The sequence below is a fragment of the Flavobacterium sp. WV_118_3 genome, from assembly GCF_039778605.1.
Taxonomy (GTDB): domain Bacteria; phylum Bacteroidota; class Bacteroidia; order Flavobacteriales; family Flavobacteriaceae; genus Flavobacterium.
The window spans coordinates 2966007-2991809 of sequence record NZ_CP156060.1 but is presented as its reverse complement, the minus strand read 5'-3'; the positions used below and the strand labels follow the sequence as shown (position 1 = coordinate 2991809).

Sequence of the window (25803 nt, the reverse complement as noted above, 5' to 3'; positions counted from 1 at the left end):
AATCAAACGGCTGGCGGACCTCTTAAAAAACAGGAAAATAAGGTTTGTGAACCGTATTTTTTAATAAGTCGAAATGGCTTTTCAACAGGGAGTACGGCAATAAAAGGCGTAAAACTAAAAAAGCTAATCGCTGTAATCGCCGGTACTTTAAAAATGTGCAGTTCACAATTATGGGCATTGTGCTTTTCGCCAAAAACAACCCTTTTTTCAGCGGTATAATGAAACGTGTGTTCCGTCCAGAAATAGTGAACCGCATTATTGATTTGTGGAAAAGCAAAAATCAGACACAGCAGTATAACAATATGTTGCTTGTATTTATTCATGTGATGCTTTTCCAAAAGGGATGCGGATTAATAACTGAATGTTACGTCCCATTTCCGGGATTTCCAACGCCCTGTAATAACTGTTGTGATTAAAATATTTGGTGTTAAAGGCATTGTTGACTGATAGCTGGACATTGGCCAGGAAATTACCCAGTTTGATATCGCTTTTCAATGCGCCGCCAAAAATGGAATAACCCGGTGTGATCAGCTCGTTTTGCGCAATCCGGTTTTGTTCCAAAGCGGTTCGTCCGTTTACGGATAAAACGGTATTGCTAAAAGCTTTTAACGGTTTAAACTGATAGCCGATTTCCCAATAACCGTTTGCCGGTGGTGTAAACGGTAACGGGTAATCTTTGGATGCATCCGACGTAATCTGGCGGTTGTACAGGTATTCCAGTACAACTTCGGCTGTGATCCGGTCGAAGAAACGTTTTTCGACACTGATTTCAAATCCGGATAAAAGGGCTTTCGATTGCGAATATTGGTAAACCTGACCGCCATGCGGTAAAATCGAAAATTGCCCGGACGGTTTTAGGAAAATATAATTACTGAAATAGTACAAATACGGGCTAAAAGCCATTTTAAAACGATCTCGGGCATAGCTCAGTTTGGTGTCGAATGAAATTCCTTTTTCGGGTTTTAGCGTAGCATCACCCATCTCATGTCGGAAAGCACCGTGATGAATTCCGTTGGCACTTAGCTCGATCGCGGTTGGAAAACGGAAATTGCTGCCCAATGTGACCGTTAGGTTCCAATGGTTATTTATCATGTAGCCCATTCCTAAGGACGCATTAAAACTGGAAAAATTTTTGTCGATATTCTGACTTCTTTGCGCATAGAAATTTGCTACCGTCTGACTTTGTCCGTTTCCGGTCAGGTAGTCGTATAGTGTCTGATCAAAAAAGCTGTCAATAGCGACTCTCGCCCAGTCAAATCGGATTCCGGCATTGAGTTTTAGTTTGTCGGAAGCGGTGTAATCATGGATCATATAAGCCCCGATAGCGTTTCTCGTAAACTTTGGTAGCAGAAAACTATAACCGTCAATCGTATTGCTCTGGTACTGATTCTGTGCGCCAACCGTAGTCTGATGTGCGGTCGACCAGATGTATTTGTATTTTAACTGCGCGTCCAGTGTCGTTAAATTAAAATCCAGTTCCAGATCCGGATTGACTTCCGGTGGTTGCTGATTGCTGTAATGCGTATGGAATTTACTCCACTCCTGACGGTGGTTGTTTTGAAAACTAACCGAAGCATTTAACTGTGCATTTTCGAAATTCCATTGGTTGTTATTGATGATCTTAAAATGATTCACCCGCTGGTACGGCAATCCGATATTGCGATCGTCGCCATCGTCCTGAACGGCGGCAATCGACGGAATACCATGAGCGCCCGGAAAGAATCCCGATTTAAAATAGACATTACTGATGCTTATCGTGGATTTGAATTTTTCACTCACGTAACCGATTTGTCCGAAGAAATCCGTTTCCCGGCCGGCGGTGTTTTTTAACCGCTGATGGTATACCGGAATATGAGTGTTGAGGTACAGAATTTCATCTGTTGGAACTTTATAATCCCCAAAATCCAAAACCGTTCCTTTTAATTTGTAAAAGAAATGATCCTTCCGGTATTTGATTCCTACGGAAGTTCCAATAGTATTGTTAACCGATTTGGCGATGGCCAATGCCTGGCCGGAAAAGCTGTTTTTGGCCGGAACGGCATCGTTGTTAATACTGATCACGCCACCCATGGCATCGCTTCCGTATTCGATCGCGCCTACACCTTTTACGACTTCTACGTTTTCGGCATTAAAAGCATCGATCTCCAATCCGTGGTCGGCACCCCATTGTTGACCTTCCTGTTTGACGCCGTTTTCGGTTACGGCAATCCGGTTAAAACCCAAACCGCGGATAATCGGTTTGGAGGTTCCGGCTCCGATTTCCATCGCATTCACACCGGGAAGTTTTTCCAACGATTTGGCCAACGATCCGGCATAGGATTCCTGAATGTAGTTCTGATTGACCTTTTCGGAATTCTTGACACTTTGCGGTTGCCCGGCTTTGTTGATAACGACTTCTTTTAACGCGTTAAGATCCGGTTTCATCCGAAACGAAATGGATATATCATCGTCAACCGTAAGTAAGGTATCGATAGTAGTGTATCCGATATAGGATACGATAAGGCGTTTTTGACCGGACGGAATATTTTTAATTTCAAATACACCAACGGGATTGCTCGCAGTGCTTTTGTCTGCGATATGAATATGTGCTCCGTTTAAAGGCTGTTTTTTTGCATTGGTAATGGTCCCTGAAATTCTATTCTGGGAAAAACCGGAAATTGCAGCCCATAGTAAGCAGAGAACAAGAAAAGATTTTTGTTGCATTTTTTCCTGATTCAGATAATATACAATAGCCCATAAAACCATAGGGGATTATGAAGCGGAACTACTGGTATAATTATGCGAATACAGGTGGAGCCCGTAACGAAAAAAAGGAACCGGAAAAAACAATCGGTTTTTCTGTTTTCGCGATGTGTTGCGTTAGGGTTTTGGAGGTATTGGTAAAGGTAAACGAAAAGAATTCAGTTGGCAGATAACTGCTAAATGTAAATTCGCAGGCAAAACAATGATCGAAATCATGATGGGCATGCGTGAATTCTGTTTTGGATATATCGTATTTATGATGGCAGTGTTCGTGCGTAAATTCCTCTGCCAAATGTTCGAATGAATGAACCGACTGGAACAGTATGGCAAACAATACCGCCAGAATCAGAGAAAGGTTCAATATGGCCAGTTTCTTTTTCATTCCCTGCAAATATAGAAAACGAAAAAAAGAAAACCGTTTTATTTTAACAAAATTTAAGCTTTGTCAAAATAAAACGGTTCGTATTGTTAGAAAACAAGGTTTATACTAAGTTGTTTGCTACCAGATATTCAGCAATTTGAATCGTGTTGGTTGCGGCTCCTTTTCGAAGGTTATCGGCCACGATCCACATGTTTAAGGTGTTGGGCTGACTTTCGTCACGACGGATACGCCCTACAAATACATCGTCTTTTCCATGCGCATAAATGGGCATTGGATAGGTTTTGGTATCAATATTATCCTGAACCACAACACCCGGGGTATGGTGTAAAATAGTACGGATCTCAGTTATGTCAAAATCATTCGCAAATTGAATGTTTACCGATTCGCTATGACCGCCCACTACCGGAATACGGATAGCGGTAGCCGTAACGGCAATCGTTTTATCGTTCATGATTTTCTGTGTTTCGCGAACCAGCTTCATTTCTTCTTTGGTATAGCCGTTTTCCTCAAAAACATCACATTGCGGAATAGCATTACGGTGAATCGGATACGGATAGGCCATTTCGCCCTGAATTCCGGCATATTCGTTTTCCAGTTGTTTTACCGCCTTAACACCTGTTCCGGTAATCGATTGATAAGTCGAAACCACCACGCGTTGGATTCCGTATTTCTGGTGTAACGGTGCCAATACCATTACCATTTGAATTGTCGAACAGTTTGGGTTGGCAATAATTTTATCTTCTTTGGTCAATGTTGAAGCGTTAATCTCCGGAACCACTAGTTTTTTGGTTGGATCCATGCGCCATGCGGATGAATTGTCGATAACGGTGGTACCCACTTCTGCAAATTTTGGAGCCCAGTCTAAGGATGTTTGTCCACCGGCAGAAAAAATGGCAATTTCAGGTTTCAGATCAACCGCTGTTTGTAAGCCTACTACCGCATATGATTTTCCCTTAAATTCAATTTGTTTTCCGACCGACTTTTCGGAAGCGACAGGAATTAATTCGGTTACGGGGAAGTTTCTTTCTGCCAGTAATTGTAACATTACTTCGCCTACCATTCCGGTGGCACCTACAACGGCTACTTTCATTTTAATAGAGGTGTTATATAGTTAATTTTTAGTAGAACAAATGTAAATAATAAAGCTGTTAAAAAAACAATAAATAAAAAAACCGTTCGGATTAGGAACGGTTTCATTTAGACTATAGTAAGCCGATTATTTTTTCAATAAATCGCGGATTTCAGCCAATAATTCTTCCTGAGTTGGTCCGGCTGGAGCAGCAGGAGCCGGTGCTTCTTTTTTCTTCGCGGAATTAATTCCTTTGATTAATAAAAATAACACGAAGGCAACGATCACAAAATTGATAACGGCCGATAAAAACATACCATACTTGACACCGCCAAAAATGGTAAGCTCTTCGATTTTAGACAAATTAGCCGCTTCCAGTGCTGGTTTTAACAATAAAGGTGTAATCACATCATCGATAAACGAACTGACAATTTTACCGAAAGCACCGCCAATGATAACCCCGATTGCAAGATCTACAACGTTGCCTTTCATGGCAAATTCCTTAAATTCTGATAACATTCCCATACCTTATACTATTTTAGTTAAAAATTTACGTAACACTAAAGTACTAAAACCGATTAAAATTTTAACAAATTTAGTAGTATTTTTTATTCTTTATAGAAAATGCGTTTTACCCGTTGGGAAATGCTGGTCAGGATTTCGTACGGTATGGTGCCAATCGTTTTAGCGATTTCGGTTACCCGTGGTTGTTCGCCAAAGAGGATCACGCTATCGCCTACTTTACAATTAATATCGGTAATGTCCACCATTAACATGTCCATACAGATATTGCCGATAATAGGCGCTTTCTGGTTTTTGATCATCACATAGCCTTTCTGATTACCCCAACTTCGCGGAATACCATCGGCATATCCGATCGGAATGGTTGCCGTTCGGGTTTGCTGTGTGGTCATAAATTTCCGACTATAGCCCACACTGTCGCCGGTTGGTACATCTTTGATTTGTAGAATCACGGTTTTTAGCGTGCCAACGTTTTCCAACTGTTTCATCTCGTTTTCGTCGTTCCCTACACCGTATAAACCAATACCAAGGCGTACCATATCAAATTGATATTCCGGGAAATTGTAAATCCCAGAGGTGTTTAGGATATGGCGTATCGGTTGGATTTGCAACGCGGTTATAATTTGTTGTGACCACTGATCAAAAGTGTGAATCTGATGTAAGGTGAAATCATTAAACTCCGGTCCGTCACTGGCCGAAAGGTGCGAGAAAATACTTTTTACCGAAACAAAATTATTGTGTTGTAACAGCTCAATCAGTTCGTTTAGGTTTCCGGCTTCAAATCCCAGTCGGTGCATACCGGTATCCAGTTTGATATGAATCGGATAATTCGACAGGTTTTTTTGTTGTGCCAGCGTAATAAAACGCTTCAATACTTCGGGCGAATAGATTTCGGGTTCGAGATTATAGGCAATCATAGCCGAAAAAGCACTATTTTCCGGATTCATTACGATAATTGGCATGTCAATACCGGCATTGCGTAAAGCGATTCCTTCATCGGCAAAAGCCACGCCCAGATAATCCACTTTGTGATGGGCGAGTAACTTGGCAATTTCAAAACTACCGCTTCCGTATCCGAAAGCCTTTACCATGACCATTACTTTAGTGCCTGGTTTTAATTTCGATTTATAAAAATTGAGGTTATGACTAATCGCATTCAGGTTGATTTCCAATACGGTTTCGTGCGTTTTTTCCTCTAGAAGGGTTACGATTTCTTCAAAGTGAAAATTGCGTGCGCCTTTCACTAAAATTGTTTCGTTTTCGAAAGCTGCCGGATTATACTGATTCAGAAAATCGGAAGTATTTTTAAATGGAATAAAACCTTTGAAATCGGATAAATAACGGCTAATGGTTTCGCCGATACCGATTACCCGTTCAATTTTATTGCGGGTTAGTAAATGGGCTACTTTAGAATACAGTTCGTCCACTGGAAAACCACTTTGGAAAATATCCGAAAGAATTACCGTTTTCTTTTGATGTGTTTTATGTTGTTCGAGAAAGTCCAGTGCGATTTTTAACGATTGATAATCAGAGCTGTAACTGTCGTCGATAATGGTACAATTGTGAATTCCGTTTTTAACCTGCAAACGCATCTCCATCGGATACAGATTTGGAATGCGTTCCTGTATAACCGATTCGGCATAGCCCAAATACAAAAGCGTCATCAAGCAATGAATGGTATTTTCCACCGAGGCAGCATCCTGAAATGGTACCGTCACCGAAAAGTGATGTTCCTGATATGTGATATTAAGTGAATTTCCTTGTTTTTGAATGACAACATCCGCTTTGGGATCGTCAAAACTCCAGGAAAAGGTTTTAAGTTTTGCATCCAGTAGGGAGTCGATAGTATCATTTTTTTGATAAATCAGGACTTCTGTATGTTGGAAAAGCCTTAGTTTTTCGGTTATTTTCTGACGGCGGTCGGAGAAACCTTCGTCGTGTGCGGTTCCGATATAGGTTAAAATTCCAATAGTTGGTTGGATAATCGGTTCCAGTTTTTCCATTTCGCCGGTAGTGGAAATCCCGGCTTCAAAAATACCCAGATTGTGTTTTTCGTTAATCCCGATAACAGATAAAGGTACGCCCACCTGTGAGTTATAGCTTTTCGGACTACGGATGATGTTGTATTCCGGGCTTAGTAAAAAGTTAAGCCATTCTTTTACAATCGTTTTTCCATTACTACCGGTTATGCCAATCACCGGGATACTGAATAACTTCCGGTAATAAGCGGCAAACTGTTGTAAACTTTGCAAGGTGTCGGTTACGACCAGGAAATTAGCCTTTCCGCTAAGTTTTTCTGGGATATGATGGACTACAAAATTGGAAACGCCTTTTGTAATTAGGGATTCAATATAATCGTGACCATTGTGATTATGACCCGCCAAAGCAAAAAACAGGGTTCCGGAACCGTTTTGTAACGAACGACTGTCGATGGAAACATTGTCAACAGTACAGTTTTCGTCATTTCCATACCATTTGGCAGCAATGACAGGGACTATATTTTTGATGGTAAAAATCAAGGTGTGTTTTATTTTTTATTAATTGAAGTCAGAAATTCAGCTGCAGTCATCACAGGAATTTCTGTTTTTTTGAAATCTTTTTTGTTACGGGTGATAAAAATATCGCTTTTTACGGTCAAGGCGCTATGATAGTGTACGGCATCTTCAAAGTCGTTAAAACCGGAAGCTAACGCTTTGTCGACGGTATTTGCGTTTGTTGGAGCGACATCGCAGAGGATCCGAAGCTTTGTTAAAATTCGGGATAACTTTTTTTTATCCATGTGTTTTGAAAGGACATAAAAAGTGTTGATAAAAGAAAGCGGAGTGGCAATTATTTTGAGTTTTTTGCTTTCGGCCAGTGTGGCAATCTTTGCTATAGGCTGATAATACGGCTCTCGTTGTGCGATAAGGTCGATAATGATATTGGTATCTATAAAAAGCGTTTTCATTATTGATGCTTTTCGGAATAGTGATTGCCCAGTTCTTTTTTATAATCAAAATCTTCCGGTAAAGAAGTTGGCTGTGACAGCTCTTTTACAAAGGGTGATATTTTGATTTCCTTGGAATTATCTCTGGGGTTGTCGGATGTTAACGATTGCAGATAGGACTCTATGATCCGGGACAAGCTTTTTTTGTTCCGGGAAGCATACTCTTTGGCTTTTTCGATAACCTCTTTATCAAGTTTAAGCGTCAGTTTACGATCCATGGCTTCGGGTTTACTACGTATAAAATTAGGGAAATTATCCGTACAATCTTCAATATTAGCGTTTTTATAACACGAAGCGGAATGGGGTTACTCGTTGTTTTTTTTGTTTTTGGAATTTTTCTCTTTCTCTTGTATTTCTTTCATGGCCGTAAAATAGGCGGCACGACTTAGCGGTTCGTATTCTTCGGTTTCGCCAAGCAAGACAAGATTGTCGTTTTGCGCTTTTCGGAAGCTGTAATTGGCCAGATTTCCGGTACGGGTACATACGGCGTGTACTTTGGTAACATATTCGGCAGTAGCCATTAGTGCCGGCATAGGGCCAAAAGGATTACCTTTAAAATCCATATCCAGACCGGCAACGATTACGCGAACACCGGCATTGGCCAGATCGTTGCAAACCGCTACAATTTCATCGTCAAAAAACTGCGCCTCATCAATACCTACCACATCGCAGCCATCGGCCAGAATACGGATATTCGCCGCAGCAGGAACAGGTGTAGATCGGATTTCATTCGAATCGTGTGAAACCACCATCTCATCGTGGTAACGGGTATCGATGGCCGGTTTGAAAATTTCAACGCGTTGTTTGGCGAACTGAGCCCTTTTTAAACGGCGTATCAATTCTTCCGTCTTACCGGAAAACATAGAGCCACATATGACTTCAATCCACCCAAATTGTTCTTTATGATTTACCGTATTTTCGAGAAACATTTTGTACTTTTCAAGCTGTAAACAGCGTTTTTTTCTGTTACTTTTGTAATGGAAACAAATTTATTAAAATAACCATCGTTTTACTCCATATAAAAGCAAAAGTTATGAAGAAAAAGTTAGAGGCCGAGTTGATTAGTATTGCGCATCGCATTTTAAAATTAAAAAACAAATCGGAAGTAATTCAGTTACACCAGGAAACGCAAAAGTTGTATGAAATCTTATCCGTATTGCGTTTTTATGAAGAAAATTTTGAAGAAGCGAAGCCAACAATCGGTCTGCCGGAACTGGAAGAAAAACTGGAGGAGACTTTTGAAAATAAGGAACCGGAAACCGTAGCCGTTATCGAAGAACCGAAAAAAGAAGAACCGGTTGTGCCCGAAAAAGAACCGGAGGTGGAAACGATTGCTACGCCGGAAGAAACGTTGGAAGCCGTAATTACAGAAGCGTCTGTTTCGGAAGAAGAAAATACTGCTATTGAAGAAGTGGTGTCAGAACCGGAACAAGAGGAGGAACCGGAAGAGCCGGTTGTAGCGGAAGCGGAAAAAGTAGTCGTAGGCCAGATCGATATTGACGAAAGTGATCTGGATGAAGAAGAACCGCTGATTGAAGAAGAAAAAGCTGCTTTCCCGGAAGTAATGGAAGAGCCTGTTTTCGAACCGGTAAAAGAAGAACCGAAAAAAGAAGCGCAACAAATCACACTAGAGGATTTGTTGGGTCAGCACACCTATAAAGAACCGGAGTTTGTAAAAGTAGAAGATGTACCGGCTGAGGTAGAAAAAGTAGCCGATATCACTTTCGAACCGGTATTCGAAACCAAGGTGGAGACACAATCAATGTCGATTGATGCGGAAAAGGATGCCTATAGTCGTAAAACCGATGCTGTAGGGAAATCGATTTCGTTGGGATTAAACGACCGTATCGCTTTTGAAAAAAATCTTTTTGGCGGAAGCGGAGAAGATTTGAATCGCGTATTGTCGCAATTAAACAGTTTTGATAATTATCAGGATGCCCAGAATTTTATCGAAGACCTGGTAAAACCGGATTACAATAACTGGGAAGGAAAAGAAGAATACGAAACACGCTTTATGGAGATCGTTGAGAAGCGATTTTCATAATAACGATACCCATTCATTACACCAATCGGTATAAACTGCGGTTTGTGCCGATTGGTGTTTAAATTTTACGCTATGTCTAAATTATATTTGGTCCCAACGCCAATCGGAAATCTGGAAGACATGACTTTCCGGGCGATCCGTATCTTAAAGGAAGTCGACTTGATTTTGGCGGAAGATACCCGTAACAGCGGAAAACTGCTCAAACATTTCGAGATCGCCACACCGATGCAAAGTCATCATATGCATAACGAACACAAAACGGTCGAGTATATTATCCGAAGACTACAATCCGGAGAAACGATTGCGTTGATTTCGGATGCAGGAACACCGGCCATTTCCGATCCGGGCTTTTTACTGACCCGCGCTTGTGTGGAAAACAAAATCGAAGTGGAATGTTTACCCGGAGCTACAGCTTTTGTCCCGGCTTTGGTCAATAGCGGATTGCCAAATGACAAATTTATATTTGAAGGCTTTTTACCGGATAAAAAAGGCCGACAAACGCGTTATCTTGCATTAGCGGAAGAAACCCGTACGATGATTCTCTATGTTTCACCGCATAAACTGGTCAAAACATTAGCTGAGTTTGTACAGTATTTTGGTGCCGACCGACCGGTTTCGGTATCGCGGGAGTTGTCCAAACTGCATGAAGAAACCGTTCGCGGAACCGCCGAAGAGGTTTTGAAACACTTTGAAGCCAAACCGCCAAAAGGAGAAATTGTAGTGATTGTAGGCGGAAAGATCACGGAAAAAGAAACGAAAAAAGATAAAAACGAAGCGATATGACACATCAGGTACGCACCAAATGGTTGGGGAAAATGCAATTTGAATCGACAAATCCCAGTGGTGATTTAATGACGATTGATGCCGGACCGGAAAATGGAGGTGAGGGAAAAGGACTGCGCCCGAAAGCGTTGATGTTGTCGGCATTGGCCGGTTGTACCGGATTGGATGTGGCTTCGCTTATCGAAAAAATGAAACTGGAGGTTGCTGATTTTACCATCGAAACGGAAGGCGAATTAACCGAAGAACATCCGAAAACCTACCATACTGTTCGGGTGGACTACCATTTTTACGGGAATAACCTCGAACCGAAAAAACTGGAAAAAGCGGTCAACCTTTCTGTTGAAAAATACTGTGGCGTGATGGAAATGTTCCGTCAGTTTGCCAAAGTTGAAATCAAAATACACTACCACACCCTATAAAATCAAACACCTGACAGGTTTCGAAAACCTGTCAGGTGTAACGCACAGATAGATTTATAAACCATACAAAATACCACTATGCGCTGGACACTCAAACCTAACCCGAATCCCCATAAAACCAGGGAACTGGCTGCCGAACTGGGCGTGACGCCATTAATTGCTGCTTTATTGGTGCAACGCGGTGTGGAAACCTTTGAGGAAGCGCGCGCTTTTTTCCGACCGGCGTTCGAACATTTACACGATCCGTACCTGATGCAGGATATGGATAAAGCCGTGGCGCGTATCGAAACCGCCATAACAGCCGGAGAAAATATTTTGGTGTTTGGCGATTATGATGTCGACGGAACTACGGCTGTGGCCTTAATGAGTTCGTACCTTAGAAGCTATTATCCGAATGTAGCCACCTATATTCCCGACCGGTATGCGGAAGGGTATGGCGTTTCGTTTCAGGGAATTGATTTTGCAGAAGACAACGGATTTACACTGATCATCGCGCTGGATTGTGGAATCAAATCGGTTGATAAGGTCGAATATGCGAAACAAAAAGGCATTGATTTTATTATCTGCGATCACCATCGTCCGGGAGACGAATTGCCGGAAGCCATTGCCGTATTGGATCCGAAACGACAGGATTGTGCCTATCCGTATAAAGAATTATGCGGATGTGGTGTCGGTTTTAAACTAATACAAGCCTTGTCGGCCAAGCGTGGACAAAGTTTACGGGATTTGATTCCATATTTAGATTTGGTAGCGACGGCTATAGCCGCGGATATTGTTCCGATTACCGGAGAAAACCGGGTTTTGGCCAAATTCGGATTGGAAGTGATCAATAAGAATCCGCGTCCGGGGATTAAAGCACTGATTAAAAATGTCAAAAAACAGGAATTAACGATCACCGATGTGGTTTTTATTATAGCGCCCCGTATCAATGCCGCCGGAAGGATCAAACATGGTAACCATGCGGTAGCCTTATTGACCGAGTTTAATCAGAAACAGGCGGAGGAATTTGCCAGTCAGATTGAAACTTTTAATGCCGACCGAAAAGATCTGGACAGACAGATCACCAAAGAAGCCTTAAAACAGATTGAAACGAATGGCGAACAGGAACGATATACAACGGTTGTCTATCAGGAAGACTGGCATAAAGGCGTTATCGGAATTGTAGCTTCCCGACTGACGGAAGTGTATTATCGTCCGACCTTGGTTTTCACCAAAAGTGGCGATAAACTGGCCGCTTCGGCGCGATCGGTTAAAGATTTCGATGTTTATAATGCCTTGGAAGCCTGTTCTGATTATCTGGAACAATTCGGCGGGCATATGTATGCGGCCGGATTGACGCTAAAAGAAAGCGATTTTGAATCGTTCAAAAATCAATTTGAAAGAGTAGTATCGGAAACCATTACACCCGATTTGCTAGTGCCGGAAATCAGTATCGATGCCGAAATCGATTTTTCGGATATCGACGATAAACTTATTCGTATCCTAAAACAATTTGAGCCGTTTGGTCCGGAAAACATGACACCGGTTTTTATCGCGCGTCATTTAACGGATAGCGGTTATGGTAAAGCAATTGGTCAGGATGAAGAACATCTGCGATTATTTGTTAAACAACAACCTGAGGGGAAAGGATATGCAGCGATTGGTTTTGGTCTGGCTAAAAAAATCGGACTTACTCAAAATCAAAAACACTTTGATGCCGTTTTTTCAATCGACGAAAACGAATGGAACGGCACTGTAAGTGTACAACTTCGCTTACGGGATATTAAAGTATCTTAATTAACAGTTTGTTGGGTTTTCTGAAGAAAGTATTTCTCTACTTTTAGTTTTTATAAAAAACAAGAAATGATTTCAACTGAAAATCCGTTACACGGAGTTCACTATTCTATACTGGATTTAGCGGTAGTTTCTCAGGGTGACACCTATTCTGACACCTTCCGAAAATGCCGGGAACTGGCTCAAAAAGTGGAAGCTTTAGGCTATTCGCGTTTTTGGTTATCCGAACATCACAATATGCAACATGTCGCGAGTTCGGCCACTTCTGTTCTGATTGGCAATATCGCCGAACATACCCAAACCCTACGCATTGGCTCCGGAGGTATTATGTTACCCAACCATTCGCCACTTGCCGTAGCAGAGCAATTCGGAACACTAAGCACTTTATATCCCGGACGGATCGACCTCGGATTGGGACGCGCACCCGGAACCGATGGTGCGACTGCGATGGCCTTACGCAAAAACAATTACGACCTGAATTACGATTTTGAAGCACATATACAGGAATTACAACGCTATTTAAGTGCCGAAAACAGTACGGCAAAAGTGCGGGCTTTTCCGGGCGAAGGGATCGATATCCCGTTATGGATTTTAGGCTCCAGTATGGAAAGCGCTATCCTGGCTGGAAAATTAGGATTACCCTATGCTTTTGCGGCTCATTTTGCACCGGCGCAATTTTACCGTGCGATCGAATTGTACCGACACTATTTTATTCCATCGGAGTATTTGGCGGAACCCTATATTCTGGCTTGTGTGAATGTGGTTGCCGCGGATAATGATGACGAAGCGAACTATTTAGCTACTTCGCTGTATCAGGCTTTTACCGGAATCATCACCAATACACGCCGGCCGTTAATGCCACCGGTTGACGATATGGATGCGGTATGGACTGCCGATGTTATGGAAGCGGTTATGCAAATGACGGCCTTTACATTTGTAGGGAATAGAACCACTTTACAACAGCATTTTAATGAGTTTATACAAGCTACCAAAGTAAACGAAATAATGGCCATTTCGCAGATTTTTGATCAAAAGGCCAAATTACGATCCTTTGAAATATTGGCAGAAGTGTTTCAAAAATAATTACGGATAGCCTTAATAAAAATGGTTTTTTGGAATGCCCTTATATTGGTAGGTCCCTGGTATAAGGGTAGGTCCCTGGTATAAGGGTAGGCTATCCTGAAAATAAAATTATTTTATTTAGAATGAATATAAATAATTTCCTATATTTGTTTAAAATTAAAGGTGATGCAACAGATAGAACAACTATATCATAACGATTTCGGAGTAGCATTTTTCTGGATTAAAGACCAGCAAACCTTACGTCATAAGGTACAGTTGGTATTTAAAGAAACCGGATTTTACCTGACTCGCGAGCAGATACAGGAATTTTCGGAACTGATCGATTTATCGTGTCAAAGTACTTGTTGTTCGGACTGTGAAATGCGTAGTCGTTGCCATAAATTTTTATTAAAAACGCCATTTGAAGCCCTGGATCTTGCGGTAACGCAAAAAGAAGTATACCAGATTAAAGATCTGGTAGAAGGAACGCTTTTCCAGTTGGACCTTAATACCTATTTGGATGAGTTGTGTAAAAACTAAACACTCTTCAATACATAGGTAACGATTCCCCAGATGATCAAATCATTTTCTTCGGTTACTTTTATCGGATTGTAATCGGTATTTTCCGGGATGAGGTAGATACAATCCTTTTCGATTTTAATCCGTTTTACGGTAAATTCCCCATCGATATAACAAACGGCAATTTTATTATTTTTTGGTTCCAGACTACGGTCGATCACCAGAATATCGCCATCGTCGATACCGGCACCGCACATCGAATTTCCTTTGGCCCGTGCATAAAAAGTAGCCTCCTGATTTTTAACCACCACTTTATCCAGACTGATTTTAGTACCGTCGAAATCGGCGGCAGGCGAGGGAAATCCCGCTTTGATACCATCGGCTATAAAAGGTAATTCTACCGAAGCATCGCTTTCGGGCATAAAAAATTTCAGGGGCGTTTTGTCTAGTGGCATTGTATTTCCAGTATGTCTTTAATGTCGGTTGTATAGTTGGGTGAAAGATGCTGTTGTTTCATTTTCCAGGTTCGTTGTAAATCCTGATTTCCCAATCGGATTTTTCGATTGCCTGTTTTTTGGTGATAGTTGTCCATGACCTCCATCAATTTCTGATGTCTTGGATTTTCTTCTTCAAATAAATGCAATTGCTTTTGATCCTGTGGCATCAATTGGGTTACGATTACACCAGCTTTGAGATAGACCGCATTGGGTTCGTATAACTTTTCGAGTAAGCCGATAGCCATATTGCTAATCGTGATATTCGAATTGCTGGCAAACGGCAGGTTTTCCATCAGACTAAAATAGTGTCGTTTTGAGGGTGTTTGGTGTTTGTCTTTTACCAAAAGCACTACCACGCTATAACAACAGGATTTCTGTTTGCGCAGTTTTTCGGCACAAACGGACGCAAAAGTGGCAATTCGTTCCCGTATTTCCCGATAATCGGACAACTTTTTTTCGAAACTACGGGTAATGGCGATACTCTTTTTCGAATCCTGTTGCGTTTCGAGTTCAAGCACGGGAATTCCGAGTAATTCGCTTCGAAGTCGCAGGCCAACAACCCCCATTTCCCTACGGATCCAGGCTTCGTGTTCCGGCAAGGTAAAATCATAGGCGGTAAAGATCCGTTGCGCTTTTACTTTTTTGATCAAACGATAACCGATACCCCAAACGTCTTCAATTTTGGTCCACTTTAAGGCTTTAATACGTTTTTCTTCGCTGTCGATTACATAGACACCACCGGTACGTTCCTGGAATTTTTTCGCGATTTTATTAGCGACTTTCGACAGTGCTTTGGTAGGCGCCATGCCGACGCATATTGGAATACTGAGCCATTTCTGGATTCGATTTTTGATTTGGATTCCGTAATCGTGGTAATCGGCTATTGGCATACCGTCGAAATTCAGAAAAGCCTCGTCGATACTGTATTCTTCGACGTGTGGTGTAAATTGTCGGAGGATATTCATCACGCGTCCGCTAAGATCACCATAGAGCGCATAATTGGACGAAAACACTTTAATGTCGAGTTGTTTGAGTTGATCGCGCACCTGGAATTCCGGAGCGCCCATTGGAATACCGAGCGCTTTGGCTTCTTCACTACGCGAAATGATGCAACCGTCGTTGTTGGATAAAATCACGACGGGTTTACCCACGTATTGCGGTTGAAATACCCGCTCGCAGGAAGCATAAAAGTTGTTACAATCGACCAAAGCATACATGGTGTAAAATTACGATTTTGGTCGTTAGGGAGACAAAATAAGGCGTTAAAAGTTACTGTTGTTTGGTTTGAGCGACAGTCCGCTTGCTATCCGTTCGGTTTCATAAGCACCTCCGGCTCCGGTAACAAAACCCGAAACAAAACCGTTTCCGGCTTGTTTTAATGTAACATCAAAACCAATATTAATTTAACCTATCGGTTATTTAAAGTTAATGTTTTATGTTTTTCGATTATCTTTTATAAGATTTGAAGTCCTTGTTTTGTTTTTGTTTGTCTAGTGTTGATATTTATTTAGTCAACTTTTTTCAGGACGAGACACTTTTATTAAAAAAGTCAAATGTATTTTTATCTTTTTTGAAATGGAAATTCAAATATTTATTTTCACAAACATTCAGATTAGGTAAAGTGTTCTTTCCCATTTCTACAAGACATTCTAAAATATCCTTTGGTGTGTTTTCTAATGATTTTTCTTGTCCAGATAGCATAAGCGTGAAAGTTATGGATATGAGCAATTTTAAAAATATATGTTTCATGATTTTATTGATTTAAAAAGTAACTAAAACTCCAGGGTCTTATACCATTACTCCAGAGGTACATTTGGGCATTTAATAAATATGGGTGTATGCTAATGTTAAATATCCCTGAAAGATTAAGTGCTCTTGAAGTATGAGTTACACAACTACTGAGTGCTACACTATAAACCAATTTCCCCGTCGCTTCCTTAACGTTTAACCAATGAGCATATTTCTCTATTGTATTCATATTAACTTTTAAGTTTTGTCGCCAAAAAGCGTTCCCTTTAGTTGTATGGGTATCCCATTTATTAGTCCTTTCATCCAGTGCCAACTGCCTCCTGGATCTGTATATCTGTTTGGACCAACAGATATAATTCCATTTGGGTCTGTATTAGCCGGATTTCCATTGCCATAACCAGTTGCTGTTGAAGATCCTTCTTTTACAATGGCGGAATGACCTGTTGAGTCGGAATGTTCTGTTACTAAATCAATTCCTTTAGGATTCAGGCCTATTAGTGCATCACTCACATTAGCCAAAGCCCCAAACCCATACCCTAAATTTTCTATAAAAGAATTCCCTTTTTTTCCGGGATATTCCCAATTGTCTGGTACTAAAATTATAACTACCAACTCCAAACGACATAGAAATATCCGATTGTCCTCCGGTATAGATATAAGTTCCAACGGAGTTGGTTACTGATGCTCCGGCAATGGCAGCTGTATTGGCAAACGGGATTCCTGATGTTGCAATAGCACCACCTAAATATCCGGATACACCACCAGCAATAGCACCCCCGGCCATATAACCCCAGGTTTTTCCCGAACTGTAATCCCATTGGAAAGGATTCAGGGTTCCATTGGCCTTACTACCGCCTATCCACATACCAATATCCGCTCCAATGGCTGCCGGGAGAAGAACAGGGCAAAAAATCGCTGCTAATGTTGTAAATATAAACTCCCCACTTTCATCCGTATACTTCAAAGGGTTGTTTAAGCAATAGCCATACCGGTTATAATTTTGGGTGTTATATGAATTCTATAATTATCAAGAAAGAGAAAATATTTTAATTATTTAAGCTTTTATAAAATTTTTTAATATAATCAGGTTCATAATCTTTTGATATAAAAAGATTATCTCTATAATATAGATAATCACTTTTAACATTCCAGTCAAATTTATATTCTTGTACTTTTAAGGAGTCTTTCAATTTTGAGATTTCATTAAAAGCATTTATTTCAAATAATTTTTGCCTTTGTCGGTCGATTTTAAGAGTATACTTTTTTTGTTTAAGCTTTATGTCAATATTTAAAGCTTTATTTTTATAATAAATTTCTCCGTTTTTATTGTATAGTTTTCCTCTTTTACTATTATTGTGATTATCAAAATAATCTAAATAACCGAATTTAATATTAGCAATTTCGACTACTTTAGGTAGCTTTTGATTATCGTAATAAATAGTCCATGAAAAACTTTTTCCAATATATATATGTTTAATAGGTTGCTTTTGCGTATTTAAGTTTAAAAGAAGCAATAAAAATAGTTGTATTTTTAGCATAGCTTTAATGATAAGAATAGTAATAAGAATATAAAATGGACTAACACCAAGACTTCGTAAATACATTTGTCCGTGAAGAATATAAGGATGGAGCCCCAAGGCAGGTGCTCCTGCTAAGCTTAATACTCGTTCAGTATTTTCATTTTTTGTTGATTAGAACTAGTTAAAAAATTAGGATGAATAGCTTTATATAGTTTATCCTTATTAAATTTATGTTTAACATACGATTCACTTGTATAAGCTTGAATATTTAGCCCCTCTATAATAATATTCCCTTTACCATCTTTTTTGTATGTATAAGTATGGTTAGAGGGATAATCTTTTTTATTGATTTTTATTATTCCCTTTTTATCTGAAAAATATATTTTATAGTTAAGTATTTGTTTAACTACATTATCTTGAACAATAACAAAGCCAATAATCGACTGCCCATATATCTTTGGTGAAGCTTCATATACATAAACATCTTCCTGTAAAGGTTTTAAATTGGATTCTTTTTCACACGAAAAAAAAAACATAAATATTATTAATAAATTATTCATTTTAATTATTGATTAAAGTAATATGTGAATAAATCGGGTCTTATTCCTACAGAATATGCCCAAGTTGTAGCATGTAATAGATATGGGTGAATACCAATGTTTGGTATTCCATTTAGCCATAGTGATAATGATGACATATTTACACAATTGATTGTAGCACCTTGATAGGGTAAAATTTTTCCTAACCATCTTACTAAATTAACCGAGTATTTATTTACTGTAATGTCAACCGTAAGTGGAGTGTTGTCATGTAGAATATAATCGGAAGTACTTTTTCGTAATTTCAATGCAAATCCTAGTCTAGTTCTTGGAACCTTTGTGTCATTTGGTCCATAAGACATTAAAATGTCTTTGGTATTTTTATCTCTAATTGCACTATGGGATATAAAATCTGTATCATCTGTATATAATTCTGAATGAGTGCTATTAATAATTTGATTTATATCAGCTAGGTTAGCCAAAGCCCCAAATCCATAGCCTAAATTTTCTATAAAAGAATTACCTTTTTTACCGAGATACCCCAAAGTACCATTTGTAAAATCATAAGAAGCAACACCAAAACTTATAGAAACAGGAGACTGTCCACCGGTATAAATATGCGTTCCTAATGAATTAATAAGCGAAGCACTTGCTATGGCGGCAGTATTCGCCATAGGTATGCCAGAACCCGCTATTGCCGAGCCGGTCCCCCCTGACAAACCGCCAACAACTGCTCCGGCTGCCATATAACTCCAGGTTTTTCCGGAACTGTAATTCCACTTAAATGGGTTTGTTGTTCCGTTGGCAATACTTCCGCCGCTCCACATACCAATATCAGCACCAATTGCCCACGGTAAGAATACCTGACCTCCGGGAATAATACAAGCAAGTGCTGTAAATATAAACTCACCACTGGGATCGGTATATTTTAGCGGATTATTCCAACAATACCCATAACGGTTATAGTTTTGAGTGTTATAGGGATCCTGTACGTAATTATCGGGCGAGAGAAAGCGATGGAGTTTCGGATCGTATATCCGTCCGTTCATATTGATAATCCCGATACCTTGTATATGTTCGTGTCCGGTATAGCCGCGATCGAGTAGTGTGAGCCCGGCCAGATTGTGACCTTGCCCATCCTGTACTTTTAATAGTTTCCCCCACGGATCAAAAAGACGTTTTTCGACAAAATTCCCGTTTTGGTTGGAGATCGCCACGATCGTTCCCTGATAATCCCGATGGAGGTAAAGGTATTCGCCTGTCGTTCCGTTATCTTTAAAAATAGCAGGCGCGGTATAGGCATCACCACCTACAAAAAACACAAAAGTAGAGACTCCTGTTTGCTGGTTCGTGGTAATTTCCATCGAGCCGTCGGCGGCATAATCTTTTCGTAAAGGTTGTTGTTCCGGGTCTTCCAATCCACCGTAATACATGGTATTTCGGAAATGATCGGCGGTATACGAAAAAGCTACTTTTTCCACTCCGGTTTCGGTAATGGAGATTGGTTTTTTAAAAAGGTCATAGGTCACATTCAACTGACGGATGTCGGTTTTTGGATTTTCAGTTTTTCGGATTCGGATATCGTCAAACCAAACATTGCCACCGCCGTTATTGTCCACACGAATACTAAGCTTTTTAATATACGCCGGTACATATACCGTTCGTTCCATATAAACCCATTGGTGGGTCACTTCGGTATACTGATCGGCTACAATAGTATAATATCCGGTTTCATTTTCGGAATTCATAAACAGGAAGAGCTGCGAAGTAGGGCCATCGCTGTATACCCATCCGGAAAAGGTGTAGGAAGCCCCATGCGGATTGTCAATCGGAATCCAATTAAGGGAATGTGCGGTTAATTCATAATCCGGGCTATGAATTTTTAAGGAATACTTTCCGGATTTAGACTTAGAATCGTCGTACGTTGGATGCCCGGAAGGAACCCCGCCCCGTTTGAGAAGATGTTCCCAACCTTTTTGGTCTTCCATACCGTCGTAAAAAATTCCTTCCCGGTTTTGATAATAGGAAGCATCTTCCGGAAAAAGATCAATCGAGGTATTTTGATAGGGCTTACCGTTATCGTTATAATTATAATATCCGAGTTTGTTTTCGGTAATTCGCCCGTTATCATCGTACTGTTGTGTTTCGGGACGATCCATTGTGACCAGCAGATTATCCAGAAAAAATAGCATCGGATAGGTTTCGGCCAAAGGCAATGTGTCAAAATGCAATTCGATAACCGGATATTGCGTTACGGTATGTTCAAAAGACTGGGTTCCATTACTTGTATAATCTTTGGGCGACTTAAAGTACTGTCCGTTATCTGGGTTGTATTCCCAAATAGAAATACGGGTTATGTGGGTAGTTCCTTTATTGAAATCGAACCGGATTTTTAGTTGATCACCGACTTTGGCTTTGGTGAGCAACACTTTTTTAATACCCGTGCAATTTGGTGTTATGGCTACTTTCAGGCTTCCGTTTTCGTTTGTAAGCGTAGCACAGGTTTTGGGTTCAAATTCCCCGATAGCCTGATCGAAAGTATCGTGGTGTAGCATAACCGTTTCGTTATCCCATTGTACCAATCGGTCGAGTGTATCGTATTGAAAAGTAGCCGAATGGTTTAATAGATTGTTTTTCCGCGCGGTAAGATTTCCGGTTCGGATATCGAATTGCGTTACCAGATTCAGCATAGGTCGTCCGGCGGAAGTATTCCGGTTTGGATGATAGGTATCCGATCTTTGAATGTAACCATAATCATCATACTGATTACCGATATGGAGACCGTTGCCAAAAGCACCCTGTGTAAGCTGATCACGGGCATTTACCGAATGTGCTGTCCATAAAGCCTGTCCGGTAGCATCATCCAGTATCTGATGACGGTACCCGAACTGATAGGTATACCGGAAGGTTTTCGAACTGGTTTTTCCGTTGGTTTTTACGGTAGCGGTTTGTTTTTCTTTGTCAATCCGTCCAAAGGCATCGTAGGTGAGTTCTTTGATAAAAGTAGCATGAGGTGTTGCTAGTGTAATTTTTTTAGGTCTTTTATAATCATCATATTCATAATATTCCTCATTGGTAACCTTTCCGGTTAGGTATTCTTCGCGAATCGAACCGTAAAGAGTAGTATCGGCATTATAGTAATACCGGGTATAATAATTTGTCCCGTCAGTGGCTTCTTCTTCCGTCATAGTTGTACGGCCGTAGTCATCGATAAAATTTTTAACGATTCCTTTTGGCGTTACCGTGGTTCGAAGTTCACCAAACGGATAATAGGTATAACGGTATTCGCCGGCAGAGGGATCGGAAAGCCGGGATTTTCGTCCCCAATTGTCGTATTCGGTCGTAATCCTGGAACCCTGGAAATCCGATTCCGTTACAGCTCCGTAGGCGTTATATTTAAAGGAGATGGTTCCGCTGGTATCGGTACTGCTAACGATATGCCCGTTTGCATTTTTAGTATAGCTTTCTAGCCGGTTTCCGTGATCTGTTGTAACGGTAAGCCCGTTATAGGAAATCCGATTGGTTTTCCCGGTAGGTAGTACAGTCTCGATTAAACGACCGTATTCATCATACATATAGGTAGTCCATAGGGAAGGTGTATACTGAAAGGGATCACTTTCTCTTGCTTTTCGTCCCAGATAATCGTATTCCGTTTCAGAAAAGTACCACAGTCCGTCGAGGACGGTTTTTCCGGTTCTAATCGACTGTCCCAGAGCATTTACAACACTAACGGCACTACTTCCATCTTCGTGGTCTGTTTTTGTAATATATTCGTTTGCTCTTTTAATATAGGAATAGGAGATCCTTTTCCCGAGGTAATCGGTAGTTGTAAGAGGTTTTCCCCAGGGATCATAGGCAGTAGTCGTCCTGAGTTGATTCGGATCCGTTTCGCTTGTTACTGTTCCGTATAGCGGATGGTAAGTATATTGTGTTACCTGTCCAGAAGCAACGTCTTTATTTGTAACCATAAACCTAGCAGTTGTATCGTAGGTATATTCGGTAACACGTGGTGTTGTAGGAATGGCAGATCCGGGTGTGCTTATTGTTTTTTTAAGGATATTGCCATAACGATCGTACTCAAAATCTTCGGTAAGAAAATAGGATTCTTCCAGCGGCTTTTGTTGTGTTTTTTGTAGCGTACCGTTAGCGTTATAGGTATATCGTGTTTCTGTTGGATACTCATCAGGATAGGCTTTTGTTGTGATATTTTTTTTTGTTCGGCCAATATAATAGCTGTTACCCGTACCCAAAGGATTGTTTTCGTATTCGGTTTCGACAGTAGTTTCACCTTGAAGCGTTGTACCGGAAAAGTTTTGTGTTCGTACAATTTCCGGCAAACAGAATACCGGTTGGTACAGATAATCTGTTACGGTTTTAACCGAAGTAAGGTAATCGGTTGTGGTTTGTCGGGTGAGTAATGGCGTGTAGACTTTATTATTTGTGGTGATCGCAAATTCATTAACCATACTACTGATCACATTCTCCGGGATATTGGATCCGGAGGTAAACGAAAAAGCGGCTCCGGAGCGTTGTAGCTGTGCATAGGTATTGATCAGTAATCCTCTTTTGGTTGGATCGTTGTGCATAACATTCCATATTTTGGAATCGGAAGGATTTTGATACCAACTGCTTCGGGCGGTTTTAGTAAATCCTAAAGTGCCAAGACCAAGCATATTAACCGTATAGCCGTGGTATTTAAAGTCCTGATGGCGGGTTATTTCACCAACAGTATGAGTTAATCGGGATACGACCCGGTTAAAAGGCAATCGTTTGATTTCGACATTGGGATAGGAAACACTATGGGAAGAAGAGTAAAATTCGTCCGGATTTCCATAGCTGTCATTTTGGTCCGAAGTATCGAGTGGCTGATAGGCGATTTCATACACCAAAGCCCCATCGGCAGTGGTTACTTTTTTAAGCAGATTGTCTTTTGCAACATCTTTGGTGAAATTAACATAGGTAACCTGATTGTAGTGGTTTCGAACCATAAGGATTTCCTTGTTGATGCCGTGTCGGTATGTTGATACAATTGGGATTACCATATCCGGGGAATCACTGTGATGATCACAGGAATTATCGTAATTCTGACATGGTGTTTCATAGTCGAGTGTAAAGCCACTGGTGCCTGTTTTTCCGATGTTGTTGACAAAAGAGGTGATTTTCCAGTTGGTATCGTGATCATTAATGGTCCATTTGGGTTTGTAATAATTGCGCCAGATCCGAACCAGATCCGATTTTCCATCGCCATTGGTGTCCAGAACGTAATACGAACTGTATTGTATACCATCTTTAAAATGCATGCCGGAATGCTGCCAGTAGTCGACAATACGGAAGGTTTCCATGGTGAAAAAGGAAGTGTGATCGGGTTTTGGATTACTATAATAGATATCCCACCAATCATTGGCTTCGTTATACTTTCCACTGGCTCTTGGCAACATGACATCGGTTTTACCATCACCGTTAAAATCGCCAAACAGGATTTGTTTATTTTCGGAATAAGTGCTAAGTGTTCCTTTTCCTAGCAGTTCAGGTTCTACCCATGGTGCTGTTGGAAGTTGTTTAAAACCGACCACTTTATAGGTTCCATTGGGATTGATAATAAAAATATCCGATTTGCCATCGCCGTTAAAGTCGCCGACATATCTTTTTTTTCCGATCAGTAAATCCGGATTTGGAAGAATAGCGACACCAGGAGTCTGGCCTGCCGATAAAGAGTTACCGGTTAACAGACTGGATATGTTAGGATTTAAATCTACCCATAGAAATTGTCCGCATTCGTACTCGGTAAATCTTTGTCTGCCACCAACTCTGCATATTTTGTAGAGTAGTACTTCTGATATCCCATCTCCGTTAAAATCGCCTTCGAGAAACGCATTTTTTGCCGAAGTACAGGATTTACTCGGATTAAAGCAGGGCAGATGTGTAGGAAAATCAAAACGTTTGGTATAGGATAAAGTGAGATTATCATTTTGAAGATTGTATACTTTAAAGCCTTCTCCTTCCGAAAACTTAACGATCGATTGAAAGGGATTTAATTTGTTGACAGAAAGTGTCGTGGCGGTAAAGGTATCCTGTTTGTCAAAAACGATTGGGGAATTAACAGGTGTCTGGCCAGTGGTTCCGAGAAAATTGTTTGTAAAAATCTGATTTTCGGTTGTAAAATCAAGTCGACCGTCGCCATCAAAATCACCGCTCAATGTTATAGCGCTAAAATCGAGATTATTCTGATAAGACGTTAGAATTTCTGATCCGATATTCTGAGTTTGTGTGTTTTCATATTCGAAGATTACCGGATTAGCGGGTTCCATGGCGCCATTAAACTCCTGAATTTGAGATACCTTTTCATACCCCAATTGAGGATCTGTGATATGGGTAAACTCATATTTCCGAAACAATTGGTTATTGGTTTTGACCTCGATATGGGACAAAAGTGCTATTTTTTCGAGTTTTTGTCCTCTGGCATAAGCCGACTCTGTTCGTTGTGCTTTTTTATAATGGAATTGTATGCTGTTTAACGGATTCAAACCATGAGTATTGCCGCTAAACCGGATTTCGCTGATACATAAACTTTTGGCAAAAGGCTTAGTATAATGATAGGTAATAAAATTTCCAAGCGGATCTTCATACCGGCGGATATAAAATGCTGAAAGATCAGTACTGTTATTGTCGTAATTACCATACCAGGAACGCGACCCATCGGGTGCAGTCACTATAAAATAGAGTCCAAATCCGCTTCGTTGTAATTCGATTTTAAGGTTGGATTGGGTTTCGGTTTGATAAACAGAGCCGATTTGCCAATATTCGCCGGAAACCACCAAAAGACGTTGCCCGTCGAATGCGAGTTTATCGGTGCTGTCAAAATGAACCCCTTCACGGGAACCGTCCAAATCGGTACGACTTGCGATTCGGGTAATGGCCGAAATAGAACTGATATTCCATCCTTGTCCGACAATTCCTGTAAACAGTCCGCTTTGATATACGATATTAATAAGCGGACCGGTATTTTTCAAACTGGGAGGCCGCGCAATAGGCAGGGTATAGGTGGCTGCTCCGGTGTTTGAAATTTCAAGTTTCCCCTGTGTATCGTGAAACGGCTGCTGCTGTGGAAATGCTGTATAGTACCACAAAAGCATCGCAAAATGTAATAGTTTCCTCATCGTATTAGAATTTAATTATGGATGATTTACAATTTTGATG

22 protein-coding genes are annotated in these 25803 nt (G+C 40.6%); 6 read left to right on the top strand and 16 right to left on the bottom strand.

From position 1 onward, the window contains the following. Positions 1 to 2 precede the first annotated feature (2 nt). The 9 genes from ABFU83_RS13965 to ABFU83_RS13925 all read right to left on the bottom strand — a co-directional run bounded on the left by ABFU83_RS13965 (position 3) and on the right by ABFU83_RS13925 (position 8630). Positions 3 to 323, bottom strand: coding sequence for a hypothetical protein (locus ABFU83_RS13965; protein WP_347066817.1), 321 nt, complete (start codon positions 321 to 323; stop codon positions 3 to 5). Then, positions 316 to 2745 carry a TonB-dependent receptor gene (locus tag ABFU83_RS13960; protein WP_347066816.1) on the bottom strand — a complete coding sequence of 810 codons (2430 nt, stop codon included), beginning with the start codon at positions 2743 to 2745 and terminating at the stop codon, positions 316 to 318. Before ABFU83_RS13960 ends, ABFU83_RS13965 begins: the two co-directional genes overlap by 8 nt. A gap of 31 nt (positions 2746 to 2776) precedes the next feature. Further along, positions 2777 to 3124, bottom strand: a complete 348-nt coding sequence (locus ABFU83_RS13955) for a hypothetical protein (RefSeq protein ID WP_347066815.1) — start codon at positions 3122 to 3124, stop codon at positions 2777 to 2779. Positions 3125 to 3224: 100 nt separating this feature from the next. Beyond that, a complete protein-coding gene (locus ABFU83_RS13950) occupies positions 3225 to 4214 on the bottom strand; it encodes an aspartate-semialdehyde dehydrogenase (RefSeq protein WP_347066813.1) in 990 nt (329 codons plus the stop codon). A gap of 126 nt (positions 4215 to 4340) precedes the next feature. Next, positions 4341 to 4718, bottom strand: a complete 378-nt coding sequence (mscL, locus tag ABFU83_RS13945; protein ID WP_300487773.1) for a large conductance mechanosensitive channel protein MscL — start codon at positions 4716 to 4718, stop codon at positions 4341 to 4343. An 83-nt stretch (positions 4719 to 4801) separates the two neighbouring features. After that, a complete protein-coding gene (locus ABFU83_RS13940) occupies positions 4802 to 7234 on the bottom strand; it encodes a bifunctional UDP-N-acetylmuramoyl-tripeptide:D-alanyl-D-alanine ligase/alanine racemase (protein ID WP_347066810.1) in 2433 nt (810 codons plus the stop codon). A gap of 8 nt (positions 7235 to 7242) precedes the next feature. Next, positions 7243 to 7662 carry a PIN domain-containing protein gene (locus ABFU83_RS13935; RefSeq protein ID WP_347066809.1) on the bottom strand — a complete coding sequence of 140 codons (420 nt, stop codon included), beginning with the start codon at positions 7660 to 7662 and terminating at the stop codon, positions 7243 to 7245. Continuing rightward, positions 7662 to 7919, bottom strand: a complete 258-nt coding sequence (locus tag ABFU83_RS13930; protein ID WP_347066808.1) for a DUF6364 family protein — start codon at positions 7917 to 7919, stop codon at positions 7662 to 7664. Before ABFU83_RS13930 ends, ABFU83_RS13935 begins: the two co-directional genes overlap by 1 nt. Before the next feature lie 87 nt (positions 7920 to 8006). Then, positions 8007 to 8630 (bottom strand): thymidine kinase, encoded by a 624-nt coding sequence (locus tag ABFU83_RS13925; RefSeq protein WP_347066806.1) that lies wholly within the window; start codon positions 8628 to 8630, stop codon positions 8007 to 8009. A gap of 104 nt (positions 8631 to 8734) precedes the next feature. On the opposite strand from ABFU83_RS13925, the gene ABFU83_RS13920 reads away from it, so the two are divergent. The 6 genes from ABFU83_RS13920 (at position 8735) to ABFU83_RS13895 (ending at position 14322) form a co-directional block, all read left to right on the top strand. Continuing rightward, positions 8735 to 9745: a hypothetical protein gene (locus tag ABFU83_RS13920; RefSeq protein WP_347066804.1), complete on the top strand. Its 1011-nt coding sequence runs from the start codon at positions 8735 to 8737 to the stop codon at positions 9743 to 9745. Positions 9746 to 9817: 72 nt separating this feature from the next. Then, positions 9818 to 10528, top strand: a complete 711-nt coding sequence (gene rsmI, locus ABFU83_RS13915) for a 16S rRNA (cytidine(1402)-2'-O)-methyltransferase (protein WP_347066803.1) — start codon at positions 9818 to 9820, stop codon at positions 10526 to 10528. Further along, positions 10525 to 10947 carry an OsmC family protein gene (locus tag ABFU83_RS13910; protein ID WP_347066801.1) on the top strand — a complete coding sequence of 141 codons (423 nt, stop codon included), beginning with the start codon at positions 10525 to 10527 and terminating at the stop codon, positions 10945 to 10947. The genes rsmI and ABFU83_RS13910 overlap by 4 nt, the downstream gene beginning before the upstream one ends. Positions 10948 to 11025: 78 nt before the next feature. Then, positions 11026 to 12723, top strand: coding sequence for a single-stranded-DNA-specific exonuclease RecJ (gene recJ / locus ABFU83_RS13905; RefSeq protein WP_347066800.1), 1698 nt, complete (start codon positions 11026 to 11028; stop codon positions 12721 to 12723). A gap of 66 nt (positions 12724 to 12789) precedes the next feature. Beyond that, complete coding sequence (locus tag ABFU83_RS13900; RefSeq protein ID WP_347066798.1) at positions 12790 to 13803, top strand: LLM class flavin-dependent oxidoreductase; 1014 nt, start codon at positions 12790 to 12792, stop codon at positions 13801 to 13803. A gap of 165 nt (positions 13804 to 13968) precedes the next feature. Beyond that, positions 13969 to 14322 carry a hypothetical protein gene (locus tag ABFU83_RS13895; RefSeq protein ID WP_347066796.1) on the top strand — a complete coding sequence of 118 codons (354 nt, stop codon included), beginning with the start codon at positions 13969 to 13971 and terminating at the stop codon, positions 14320 to 14322. Here ABFU83_RS13895 and ABFU83_RS13890 read toward each other — a convergent pair. The 7 genes from ABFU83_RS13890 to ABFU83_RS13860 all read right to left on the bottom strand — a co-directional run bounded on the left by ABFU83_RS13890 (position 14319) and on the right by ABFU83_RS13860 (position 25763). Beyond that, positions 14319 to 14756, bottom strand: a complete 438-nt coding sequence (locus ABFU83_RS13890; protein WP_347066794.1) for a translesion error-prone DNA polymerase V autoproteolytic subunit — start codon at positions 14754 to 14756, stop codon at positions 14319 to 14321. The two genes, ABFU83_RS13895 and ABFU83_RS13890, sit on opposite strands and share 4 nt — an antisense overlap. Continuing rightward, positions 14747 to 16015, bottom strand: a complete 1269-nt coding sequence (locus ABFU83_RS13885) for a Y-family DNA polymerase (RefSeq protein ID WP_347066792.1) — start codon at positions 16013 to 16015, stop codon at positions 14747 to 14749. Before ABFU83_RS13885 ends, ABFU83_RS13890 begins: the two co-directional genes overlap by 10 nt. Before the next feature lie 769 nt (positions 16016 to 16784). Then, the gene (locus tag ABFU83_RS13880) at positions 16785 to 17057 is read right to left on the bottom strand and encodes a hypothetical protein (protein ID WP_347066790.1); all 273 of its coding nucleotides are present in this window, start codon (positions 17055 to 17057) and stop codon (positions 16785 to 16787) included. Between the two features lies 1 nt (position 17058). Then, the gene (locus ABFU83_RS13875) at positions 17059 to 17511 is read right to left on the bottom strand and encodes a hypothetical protein (protein WP_347066789.1); all 453 of its coding nucleotides are present in this window, start codon (positions 17509 to 17511) and stop codon (positions 17059 to 17061) included. An 82-nt stretch (positions 17512 to 17593) separates the two neighbouring features. Further along, positions 17594 to 18085, bottom strand: a complete 492-nt coding sequence (locus ABFU83_RS13870; protein ID WP_136403402.1) for a hypothetical protein — start codon at positions 18083 to 18085, stop codon at positions 17594 to 17596. Positions 18086 to 18204: 119 nt separating this feature from the next. Continuing rightward, positions 18205 to 18627 (bottom strand): hypothetical protein, encoded by a 423-nt coding sequence (locus ABFU83_RS13865; protein WP_136403401.1) that lies wholly within the window; start codon positions 18625 to 18627, stop codon positions 18205 to 18207. Positions 18628 to 18632: 5 nt separating this feature from the next. Beyond that, positions 18633 to 25763: an RHS repeat-associated core domain-containing protein gene (locus tag ABFU83_RS13860; protein WP_347066786.1), complete on the bottom strand. Its 7131-nt coding sequence runs from the start codon at positions 25761 to 25763 to the stop codon at positions 18633 to 18635. Positions 25764 to 25803: the final 40 nt, after the last annotated feature.

Bases quoted from the DNA above. Each gene is read 5' to 3' on its own strand.
- recJ (WP_347066800.1), top strand. From the start codon at position 11,026: ATGCGCTGGACACTCAAACCTAACCCGAATCCCCATAAAACCAGGGAA.
- ABFU83_RS13965 (WP_347066817.1), bottom strand. From the start codon at position 323: ATGAATAAATACAAGCAACATATTGTTATACTGCTGTGTCTGATTTTT.
- ABFU83_RS13885 (WP_347066792.1), bottom strand. From the start codon at position 16,015: ATGTATGCTTTGGTCGATTGTAACAACTTTTATGCTTCCTGCGAGCGG.
- ABFU83_RS13920 (WP_347066804.1), top strand. From the start codon at position 8,735: ATGAAGAAAAAGTTAGAGGCCGAGTTGATTAGTATTGCGCATCGCATT.
- ABFU83_RS13960 (WP_347066816.1), bottom strand. From the start codon at position 2,745: ATGGTTTTATGGGCTATTGTATATTATCTGAATCAGGAAAAAATGCAA.
- ABFU83_RS13860 (WP_347066786.1), bottom strand. From the start codon at position 25,763: ATGAGGAAACTATTACATTTTGCGATGCTTTTGTGGTACTATACAGCA.
- ABFU83_RS13900 (WP_347066798.1), top strand. From the start codon at position 12,790: ATGATTTCAACTGAAAATCCGTTACACGGAGTTCACTATTCTATACTG.
- ABFU83_RS13950 (WP_347066813.1), bottom strand. From the start codon at position 4,214: ATGAAAGTAGCCGTTGTAGGTGCCACCGGAATGGTAGGCGAAGTAATG.
- ABFU83_RS13955 (WP_347066815.1), bottom strand. From the start codon at position 3,124: ATGAAAAAGAAACTGGCCATATTGAACCTTTCTCTGATTCTGGCGGTA.
- ABFU83_RS13890 (WP_347066794.1), bottom strand. From the start codon at position 14,756: ATGCCACTAGACAAAACGCCCCTGAAATTTTTTATGCCCGAAAGCGAT.
- ABFU83_RS13935 (WP_347066809.1), bottom strand. From the start codon at position 7,662: ATGAAAACGCTTTTTATAGATACCAATATCATTATCGACCTTATCGCA.
- mscL (WP_300487773.1), bottom strand. From the start codon at position 4,718: ATGGGAATGTTATCAGAATTTAAGGAATTTGCCATGAAAGGCAACGTT.
- ABFU83_RS13930 (WP_347066808.1), bottom strand. From the start codon at position 7,919: ATGGATCGTAAACTGACGCTTAAACTTGATAAAGAGGTTATCGAAAAA.
- ABFU83_RS13910 (WP_347066801.1), top strand. From the start codon at position 10,525: ATGACACATCAGGTACGCACCAAATGGTTGGGGAAAATGCAATTTGAA.
- ABFU83_RS13925 (WP_347066806.1), bottom strand. From the start codon at position 8,630: ATGTTTCTCGAAAATACGGTAAATCATAAAGAACAATTTGGGTGGATT.
- ABFU83_RS13865 (WP_136403401.1), bottom strand. From the start codon at position 18,627: ATGAATAATTTATTAATAATATTTATGTTTTTTTTTTCGTGTGAAAAA.
- ABFU83_RS13870 (WP_136403402.1), bottom strand. From the start codon at position 18,085: ATGCTAAAAATACAACTATTTTTATTGCTTCTTTTAAACTTAAATACG.
- rsmI (WP_347066803.1), top strand. From the start codon at position 9,818: ATGTCTAAATTATATTTGGTCCCAACGCCAATCGGAAATCTGGAAGAC.
- ABFU83_RS13895 (WP_347066796.1), top strand. From the start codon at position 13,969: ATGCAACAGATAGAACAACTATATCATAACGATTTCGGAGTAGCATTT.